Here is an 8,979-nt window from a genome sequence, read left to right on the forward strand (position 1 = left end):
AAGGCAACAAAGGATCGTCCTCTGCCGCTCTGCATCCCGACATGACCGGGATCGCCGTTGTCCTCCGGGCACCAAAGACGTCCGTCGTGGAGGACGTTCGTTCAGGTGATATTCCTCACGTCAAGGCGGCAAATCGTTCCCCCAGAGCGAGTTGCCTTTTTGGCACTGTCTTTGCCATTGACGTGGATTAGCGAAGATCAAGGAGGCACACCATGAGAGCTCTGTCAGGTTGGATCGTCGGCATTCTGGGCCTGGGCTTGGCGATGGGCAGCATCGTCTTCCGCACTTCCGCGGAAAGCGCCCGCGATGGGCAGGAGCTCACGACGAACGTTGCGAACTTGCCCGCTGTCGATTGCGGGAATGGACGTGAGGCGATTGTCGAGCAGGTCCTGGAAAACGGCGCCACCGTGGCTCGCATCCGTTGCCGCGCCCTCGAGCGGGCGAGCGCCGTTGCGGCCGCTCCTAGACTCGAAGCGCCCGTGCGCGTAGTAGAGGCAACGCCGGCGCAAAGGAGTGAACCAGCCCCGGTGACAAAGGAGTCTTCGCGATCGCTCAAGGATAGCGTGCTCATCATCGGCGGGGCCGCCGGCGCCGGCGCGGGCATCGGTGCCATCGCCGGCGGGAAGAAGGGCGCCGCACTCGGTGCTGCAATCGGTGGCGTTACCGGGACGGTTTACGACCTCTCCACCCGTAAGAAGAAGTAACGCCCGAAAGCCACCCTTCCTGCGGTTTCCCACCGCGGGGAGGGTGTGTGTGAATCCAGTCGTGTCTAATTCACGACGCAGGCGCCCGATCCGGGCGGCTCCGGGTCGATCACGTTCAGGGTCGCACGGAGATTGAAACTGGTTCGGACGTTATTTCCGTTCTCGTCTCTCCCCGCAATCTCACCGGACACGAGCAGGGGACCGACAGGGTCATCCGACCGCCCCCCCAGGGGGTAAACCCGACTGCCGCCTCCAACCAGAACGCTTGCCATGGCACCATACCGCTCGTCGATCGTGGCCCGGTCGAGGACATCGCTTGCGATCTCGAACCCGGTGCCCTCGTCCACGACCCGGTACGACAAAGAGTCGAGAAAGACTCCGACGAAGCTCGTCTCCCTGACTCGCAGGCCCACGGCGACGCTGTAACCCGCGAAGCAATTGCCATGAAAGAATTGCGGCGTCGCGGTGGCGGGCTCGACGAGCTCGACGGTGAGTTGGGCGGGATCGGAACCGCACCCGAGGAGATAGAGAAGCGCGACCACCGCCGCAAAGCACCGTGTGGCCGCATCCATGATACGCCCTGTCTCGGCCATGATTATAGACGGTCGCGAACAACCCGCCAGAGCATTTGAATGCACCGGACAGAATGTAATGTGCCTTACGATCCTTGGAGGAGACGAGGATCCAGCACAAACCTGGACCGGGAAACGACCCGGAACCGTGCCGCCTCGGGGTGCGCCGGGTTCAGCAGGAAATTGTGCTCTTGCGGGATGACCGCTGACGGAACCCGCAAGACGGCGCTCTCGGCACCATCGAGCCATTCATCTCCTAGTTCGCGCAGAATCGGGGGGCCCGGATAGGCGCGCCAGTTTCGCGGGAGAGCGCGCGCAAGGATGGACTTCATCGAGATCTCGTTCGGAATCTCTATTTCGATCTGAACGAGATCGTCCGGAAGGAGATCCCTATCCGTGTGGACGAGAACCTCGAGCGCGGCGAGCGAAAGAGTCGACGACGTGTAGACGATTCTACGGCCTCGAGAGTGCCACCGACCGGAAGCGAAAAGCCCGCCTCGGCCGCTCAGCGGACGACGGGCGTGCCGCGATCGGCTGATCCGCCAAAGGCGCACGAAATATTCCTGACTGCTGGCAAAGTGCGAATTCTTTGTCTCGGATCGGGGCTAACTATAGATCCCGTGGCTCAGTCGCAACAAGAGATCTTCGACTTGTTGCTGCCCGACCTCGGTATCGAGGTACGAAAGCGGCGTTTCTCCTCCGAGCGCCCGATTGGGCCGGGTGAGCCAATGCCGGGCTTTGTCGATAGAGCCGAGGACTTCGGCTGCGAGAAGCAAGACGTGGGCCACGCGGTATAGTCGGTCCGATTCGATGGGCGAGAGCTGGCCCTGGTCTTTCCTTCGCGCCAGCGTCCGCGTGGCAACCCCGAGAAGCCTTGCCAGCTGCAGCGAGCTCATCTCCAGCGCATCGACTAGTGCATCGAACGCAGCGAATGGAAGTCCCTCGCGCAAGGCGCGCTGCATGTCGCCCGGGGCCCGAATCTTGCCGTGGAAGACCTCGCGGCCTCCTAGCAGATCGGCCACACGCTTCGACTGGTCGGCCATCATTGATGCCATATGGCCTCAATGATACGGCCAATTGGCGTTTCAGTCAAAGAGGTCAGGGAGCGGCACCGACGATGTTCCATTCATCGACATTCGTCTTATAGTAGCCCTCGAATGGTCTTCCTCCTGATCCTGTTGCTGGCCGATTGGCCTCAGTTTCTCGGCCCCGAGCGCAACGGCACATACGACGGGCCGCCGATTCGTGGCGATGCGCCGAAGCTCGTCTGGCAAACGGGTGTCGGGGCCGGCTTCGCCGGACCGGTGGTCGTTGGAGAGCGCCTCATCGTGTTCCATCGAGAGGAGGATCGGGAGATTATCGAGGCGCTCGAACGCAAGACGGGCCAGCCGCTGTGGCAGCGCCATTACCCCACGAGCTACCGCGATGACTTCGGCTTCGACGAGGGGCCGCGCTCGGTTCCCGTGGTCGTGAAGGGCGTCGTGTATACCTTCGGAGCGCAAGGCGTGCTGTCCGCCGTGGAGCTCGAGACGGGCAGAGCTCTGTGGTCGGTGGACACCCGCAAGCGGTTCCGGGTCGTCAAAGGCTTTTTCGGTGCGGCGGGCTCGCCCGTCGTGGAAGACGGTCGTGTTCTGTTGAACGTGGGTGGCCGCGACGCGGGCCTCGCCGCCTTTGATGCGGCGACGGGAGAGGTCCTGTGGACCGCGGGGAAGGACGAGGCCAGCTACTCCTCACCGGTGACGGCGAGCTTCGCTGGCAAGAGGCTCGCGCTTTTTTTCACTCGCGACGGTCTCGTCGCCGTGGATCCGGCGACGGGCGAAGAGAAGCATCGTCTCCAGTGGCACTCGCGCTCCCGCGCCTCGGTGAACGCCGCGTCGCCGCTCGTGGTCGGCGACATCGTGTTTCTTTCCGCGAGCTACGGCACGGGCGCAATCGCACTCGCCGTCGAACCGGGCGGTCTCGAGACTCTCTGGTCGGGAGACGAGTCTTTGTCGAACCACTACGCGACGAGCGTTCAGCGCGACGGGATCCTGTACGGTTTTCATGGACGGCAGGAGTACACGCAGAGCTTTCGCGCGGTCGAGCTACGAACCGGGAAGGTCCTTTGGAGTGAGGATGGATTTGGCGCGGGAACGGTTACCCTTGCCGCGGACAAGCTCGTGATCGTGCACGAGTCGGGTGAGCTCGTCATCGCCGGTGCGGAAGCCGAGCGCTATCGCCCCATCTCGCGCGCGAAACTCATCCCCGGTGTGATTCGGGCCTATCCCGCGTTGTCCGATGCCATTCTGTACGTCCGAAACTCCAAGACGCTCGCCGCGTTCGACCTCGCCGACGGGAAATAGGCGGCAAAGCCGGTTATTGATTGTCGTTCTCGGTAGCATCAGGGCTGTCGGGTACGAAGACCATCCCATCGGGTCCTTCTCCGGCGTCGTGGGTCGCGATCACTTTGAGCGCGCTCACGTCGATTACCGACAACGTTCCCTCGCCGGTGTTGGCCACGAAGGCCTGGCGCCCGTCGCGCGAGAAGAGGACCCCACCGGGCTCGCGGCCGACCGGGAAACGCGCGGTGACGGCCTTGCTGTCGAGATCCAGGACCTGGACCTGGTGAGAGGCTCGGTGCGTCACGAGAGCCCGGCGCCCGTCCGGAGAGCAGGCGATCCGTACCGGAGCTTCACCGACCGGGATTCGCCCGGACGGCTCGAGCGACGAAGTGTCGAAAAGGATCACGTCGTTGTCGTTTCGGTTGGCGGCGAGCAGTAACCTGCCGTCGGGCGTAAGAGCAATCCCTTCGGCACCCCTGCCGGCGGCGGCGTGCTCGAGATGGCCCGGACTCGTCGTATCGAGCCTCGTGACCGAATGCGATTCTCGGTTCGTCAGGTACGCCACATCTCCCGTTGGCGATAGCACGACCATGTGGGAGCCTTGCATCTCGGTCGGGTAGCTCTCTTTGATCTCGAGCGTCTCCACGTCGATCGCGACCAAGAGACTCTTCTGCTCGACCGTCAAGAAAAGAGTGGTCCCGTCGGGGTGGACGGCCATCCCGTGCGGGTAGGCGAAAAGCGGAGATTCGAGGCGACGCCGCTCCGTCCCGGAAGCGACGTCGACAACGGAGACGGTGTTGCTCCTGGAGTTCGCGGTGAAAGCGACCCGTCCATCGGGGGTCACCGCCACTTCATGCGGATTCCCTCCCACCGGCACCGAGCGCGTCACCTTGCCCGCGTTGGTGTCGAAGAAGAGGAGCGTGTCGGCCGTCTTGTCGGCGATGAGAATCGTCTCGGCAGACACCACCGTGCAGTCGAGAAGAGCTAGAAAAATAACGAACGTCGTTGACTTCATGGAATCCTTCCTTGTTCTGGACGAATCCAACTCATCGTTCCCGTAGCTCTGACAACGAAGCGAGGCGCTTCGCGAGAGCGACGACGTAGGCGGCGCAGGTGGCCCCGAGCTCACGGCGGAACTCCGGATCGTTGTACTCGGAATTCGAGATGATGCGGACCGCGAGAAACGGCACTCCGTAGAGGTGGGCCACCTGGTGAACCGAAGCGCTCTCCATATCCTCGCTCACGATGCCGAACCTCTCTTTCGCCCAGAGGAGCTTGTCCACCTCACGGTTCCACTCGTCGGCCGAGCCCACCACGCCGCGAATCAGCCTTCCCTCGTCATACGGGGTCTCGAGGGCGGCGTCGAGCAGAGCCGGATCGGCGACGAAACGCTCGAACAGAACCCGCTCCCCGTTCAGGCGAAGCCAACGGGGAAGGATCTCCCATTGATCGATATCGATCCCTTCGCCCCGCTTTCTCGGCTTCGTGCGAATGGAACCGAACGGTGCACTGGCTTCCCCGAGAACGATGTCTCCGACACCCAGCGAAGCGTCCGTTGCTCCAGCGGTGCCCTGGTTGATGATGGCTCTCGGGGTGTAGTCTCGAATGAGCAGAGTCGTCGCCACCGCGGCGTTCACCATGCCGACCTCGGTGCGAGAGATCACGACCGCCCTCCCGCCAATCTTTCCTTCCCAGAAGCTGAAGCCGTCGATGACGCGCGGCTCGGGGCTCCCCACGGCTTCGATCAACGGACCGAGCTCGGAGTCGACCGCGCCCTGTATGGCGAGGGGAGTCTCTTGCGCCGCAAGGGCCGTGGCGAAGAAGACGGCGACCAGTCGCAGGATGGGAAAGCGGCTCACGGGTGATTCACCGGGACGAGCCTCCTCATTTCGGGAGCTTCGACGGGACCGTTGCGGGCGCGCAACGAGTCGATCACGATCTGGGCGACATCCTTGTTCACGTTGTCGATCTTCTTCGCCCCGACGAACGTCTCGTAGAGGTCGCCTCCTTCTCCCATGAAGCTGTTGGTAGCCACCCGATAGGTGCGAGCATCGTCCAGGAGCTCGCCCGCGATGCGAGCTTCCACCAAACGCTTCCCTGTGGGTTTGGAAAGATCGTAGCGGGCGACGATACCCGAGACTTGCACCATGCCTCGCAGCAATGTGAAGCCCTGCTCCAGGACCTGGCGAATCTCCGCCCCGGCAAGTTGGAATACGTCCACGGTGTTGCGAAACGGAAAGGCATCCTGAACGTTTCCGACGGTGATCTCGCCCTCGGGCAGGTCGGCGCGGAGTCCGCCCGCGTTCATGAACGAAACCTCGGCCCCGGTCAGCTCACGAATGACATCGGCGGAGAACGCCCCAAGATAGGATTCCGCGTTGTACCGCCGCACCAGTCGCACCGAGGCCCGACCCACGACCTCGCCGATGACCGGTTCGACCTCCCGCTTGTACTTTTCCATTTTGGCGGTCATCAGCGGATGGGGCGGGAGCTCTTCGCTCCAGACTTTCAGGAGCTCTCCTTGGTGGGAGACGACACGATTGGTGTCGGTGTCTACTCTGAGCCGGAGAAAGCCGAGGCGAGTCCCGTAGCCATAAGTCTGGACGATGATCGTTCGGTTCTCCTCGTGGACATAGGGCACTTCGATTCCTCGGTGGGCGTGGCCTCCCACGAATACGTCGATGCCGGGAACCTCCCCACAAAGCGCGATGTCGGCGTCGAAGTCCCTCTGGATCTCCGGATGGTTCTCGGCGTCGGTCTGCATCGGGCCGGTATGTCCCTGGTGAGCCAGGACGACGATGAAGTCCACCTCGTCCTCGAGCTCATCGATGGAGCGGGCGATGGCGGCGGCGGGATCCTCGAACTCGAGCTCGTCGACGAACGATGGCATGACCACGCTTCTCGCATCGTGGCCGATGATGCCGATCACACCCAGACGCACCCCGTTTCGCTCGAGAATCGTATGCGGGGGAGCGAAAGGGATGTCCGTATCCTTATAAAAGATATTGGCGCCGAGGACGGGAAAGGACACTCGGAACATCTGCTTGCGGAAGTTCTGCCACCCGTAATCGAACTCGTGATTGCCGATGCCGAGCGCGTCGTACTGAAGCGTCATCATCATTTCCATCATGACCTCACCCGCCGTGAGCTTCGCCAGCATGCCGGTGAACATATCGCCGGCGTCGAAGAGGAAGACCGGGTTGCCTTTCGCGGACTCTTGCTCCCGAATGCGCTCGACGAGCGTCATCAGGCTCGCCGCCCCTCCGAGAAGAGGCTTGGGCTCTCCGGGAAGCCAGTATGCGGGGATCGGATCGATGGTGCTGTGGAAGTCGTTCGTATAGAGCAGCACGACCTCACGCTCCTCGGCGGCGACGGTGCGAGGAGCCGCTGCGAGGAAAGTGGACGCGAGGACGGCCGCGAAGGTGTTTCTCGCAGCCAAGCTCACGGTTTCAACGACGCCGCCCAGTTCACGACGAGGCTGAGGGGCACGGACGAGCTCTTGATGACCGGCACGTTGACGAGGAACCGCTCTCCATCGGCTGAAACGTCCCAACTGAATACCCCGTCGGGAAACGGGAACAGCGGTCTCGGCACGCTTGCGTGGAGAACTTCGTCACCATCGACCGCGACCGACATCACCATGTCATCGAACGCGGCGTAAAGTATCTCTTTCCCTCCCCTCGACCATTTGGGAAAGCGTCCGCCGGCGTTCGAGATCTGAAGCTTTCGCTCCCCATCGGGAAAGGAGACGGCGTAGATCTCCATCCTGCCGGTCTCGTCGGAGCCGTACACCACCCAGCGCCCGTCCGGCGAGAGACGAGGGTCCGCCACGTTGCCGGGAAGGGACGGAACGACGGTGAACGGCTTACGGTCGCCGGTAAGGTGAATCCCGGAGATCTTGATGAGGCGGTCCCCGGCCGGCTCGCGATCGAAGACGACGAGGAACTCCCCGTCCTGCGACCAGTCGGTAGGAATCTTCTGGCCGTCTTCGTCGCTGATGGCCTCTTCGGTTCCGGTTCCGTCCGACGCACGAATGTAGACGTCGGCTTGGTGTTTCCGATCGGATTGGAACGCGATCCGCGCTCCATCGGGCGACCAGACCGCGCCGGCATTGAAACCGGGACCGGACGTCAGCCTTGTCTGCACGCCGCGGGAGACGTCCCCGATCCAGATCTGAGTGGACTGAGTGCCCGCGTCGTAAAGGTCGAACGCAATCCGTTTGCCGTCTGGCGAGATTCGCGGACTGAAGTAGAGGTCGGGCTCACCGAAGACACCGACGGAGTTCCCCGAACGGTCCAGCCATTCGAGCTGAGTCAGCAGGCGAGACGCGTCCAGCACGAGCGAGCCCGCGCTCGACGCCGAGAAATTGCCGAAACCCAGGAACTCAGCATAAAGGGCGACGTGCTCGGCCACGACACGAGGTTCACCACTCGTCTCCAGGGTAACCGGATCGAAGACCTGCGCCAGAAGACTCCCACCGGCGTCGCCACCGCGAACGAAAAGAAGATAACCGTCGGCGTACTGGGCGTTGAAGTTCGCCGCGACGAGAGGCCGCGCCGAATCCGAGTCCAGCGAGCCCACCCAGATCTGATTGGAGGGATCTCTCGACGTGCCGGCGAGGTTCAACGCCAGATACAGGAAGTGACGCCCGTCGGGAAGGAAGAAGGGGTAGCGGTGCGCCGTCGCCGAGCCTTCGAGCTTCGTGACAGGCCTCGGAGCCCCACCCCCGGCGGCAAGCAGTTGGATCGGTCCGCTCGGCGCGGTGAACAAGATGTCGCCATTGGGTGCCCAGGCGCCTCCCACTCCATCCACGTCGTGGAGAGATAAGACCGCCCCGCCCGAGGCATCGACGCGCTTGAGTTTCTTGTCGGCGAAGAAGCCGATGTACCTTCCGTCGGGCGACCAGAAGGGCAGCGTCGCCCCATCGGTGCCGGAGATTCTCGTGGCGGAGTCGGAATCGAGGGGACGCACCCAGAGCTGGGCCTTCCCCGTTGAGTCGGTGCCGCTGAAGACGACCCGGCTCCCATCGGGCGAGATGACCGCGTTTCTCAGCGCGACTTTTTCCGGAAGGAGAAGCGTGGTGCGGAGGACTCGCGCGTCAGGAGTGGAGGCCGAGGGTTCTCTCGCGAGGCCGAGCCAGAGGGCCGCGGCCACGGCCACCGCGGCGATTGACCAGGCCAGGCGCTCTCGGTTCTTGCGCCGCGTGACACTGGGAGCCGGGAGGCCGACCTGTGAGCCCTCCGTGATCCACCGGAGCTGTAGCATCACGTCGTGTGCCGTCTGCACCCGCTCGTTCGGGTCCTTCGCGAGGCAAACCTGGATCAATCGGTCGAGCAGTGGAGGGCTGGTCGGCTGGACCGAGGAAATCGAAGGCGGCTCGGC

The 8,979-nt window shown here is 63.1% G+C and carries 10 protein-coding genes; 3 read left to right on the forward strand and 7 right to left on the reverse strand.

Annotation, left to right across the window (positions count from 1 at the left end):
- A partial coding sequence (locus tag VEK15_09940; GenBank protein ID HXV61002.1) for a hypothetical protein occupies positions 1-191 on the forward strand: 191 nt, incomplete at its 5' end.
- A 21-nt stretch (positions 192-212) separates the two neighbouring features.
- On the forward strand, positions 213-704 hold the full coding sequence (locus VEK15_09945; GenBank protein ID HXV61003.1) for a hypothetical protein: 492 nt from the start codon (positions 213-215) through the stop codon (positions 702-704).
- A 65-nt stretch (positions 705-769) separates the two neighbouring features.
- Here VEK15_09945 and VEK15_09950 read toward each other — a convergent pair whose 3' ends face one another.
- From VEK15_09950 to VEK15_09960, 3 genes are all read right to left on the reverse strand, one after another.
- Positions 770-1,276 carry a hypothetical protein gene (locus VEK15_09950; GenBank protein ID HXV61004.1) on the reverse strand — a complete coding sequence of 169 codons (507 nt, stop codon included), beginning with the start codon at positions 1,274-1,276 and terminating at the stop codon, positions 770-772.
- A gap of 86 nt (positions 1,277-1,362) precedes the next feature.
- A complete protein-coding gene (locus VEK15_09955; GenBank protein HXV61005.1) occupies positions 1,363-1,830 on the reverse strand; it encodes an RES family NAD+ phosphorylase in 468 nt (155 codons plus the stop codon).
- 51 nt (positions 1,831-1,881) lie between these two features.
- Positions 1,882-2,331, reverse strand: coding sequence for an antitoxin Xre/MbcA/ParS toxin-binding domain-containing protein (locus tag VEK15_09960; protein ID HXV61006.1), 450 nt, complete (start codon positions 2,329-2,331; stop codon positions 1,882-1,884).
- A 102-nt stretch (positions 2,332-2,433) separates the two neighbouring features.
- Here VEK15_09960 and VEK15_09965 point away from each other — a divergent pair, with 102 nt between their 5' ends.
- Entirely contained in the window at positions 2,434-3,618 is a 1,185-nt protein-coding gene (locus VEK15_09965) for a PQQ-binding-like beta-propeller repeat protein (GenBank protein HXV61007.1), read from the forward strand.
- Positions 3,619-3,631: 13 nt separating this feature from the next.
- On the opposite strand, the gene VEK15_09970 is transcribed toward VEK15_09965, so the two are convergent.
- The 4 genes from VEK15_09970 to VEK15_09985 form a co-directional block, all read right to left on the reverse strand.
- The gene (locus tag VEK15_09970) at positions 3,632-4,612 is read right to left on the reverse strand and encodes a beta-propeller fold lactonase family protein (GenBank protein ID HXV61008.1); all 981 of its coding nucleotides are present in this window, start codon (positions 4,610-4,612) and stop codon (positions 3,632-3,634) included.
- Between the two features lie 31 nt (positions 4,613-4,643).
- Positions 4,644-5,456, reverse strand: coding sequence for a 5'-methylthioadenosine/S-adenosylhomocysteine nucleosidase (locus VEK15_09975; protein HXV61009.1), 813 nt, complete (start codon positions 5,454-5,456; stop codon positions 4,644-4,646).
- Entirely contained in the window at positions 5,453-7,042 is a 1,590-nt protein-coding gene (locus VEK15_09980; GenBank protein HXV61010.1) for a 5'-nucleotidase C-terminal domain-containing protein, read from the reverse strand. The genes VEK15_09975 and VEK15_09980 overlap by 4 nt, the downstream gene beginning before the upstream one ends.
- Positions 7,039-8,979 (reverse strand): hypothetical protein (locus tag VEK15_09985; GenBank protein ID HXV61011.1); only part of this gene is annotated, 1,941 nt, incomplete at its 5' end. The genes VEK15_09985 and VEK15_09980, both read right to left, overlap by 4 nt.

The organism is Vicinamibacteria bacterium, from assembly GCA_035620555.1.
Classification (GTDB): Bacteria; Acidobacteriota; Vicinamibacteria; order Marinacidobacterales; family SMYC01; genus DASPGQ01.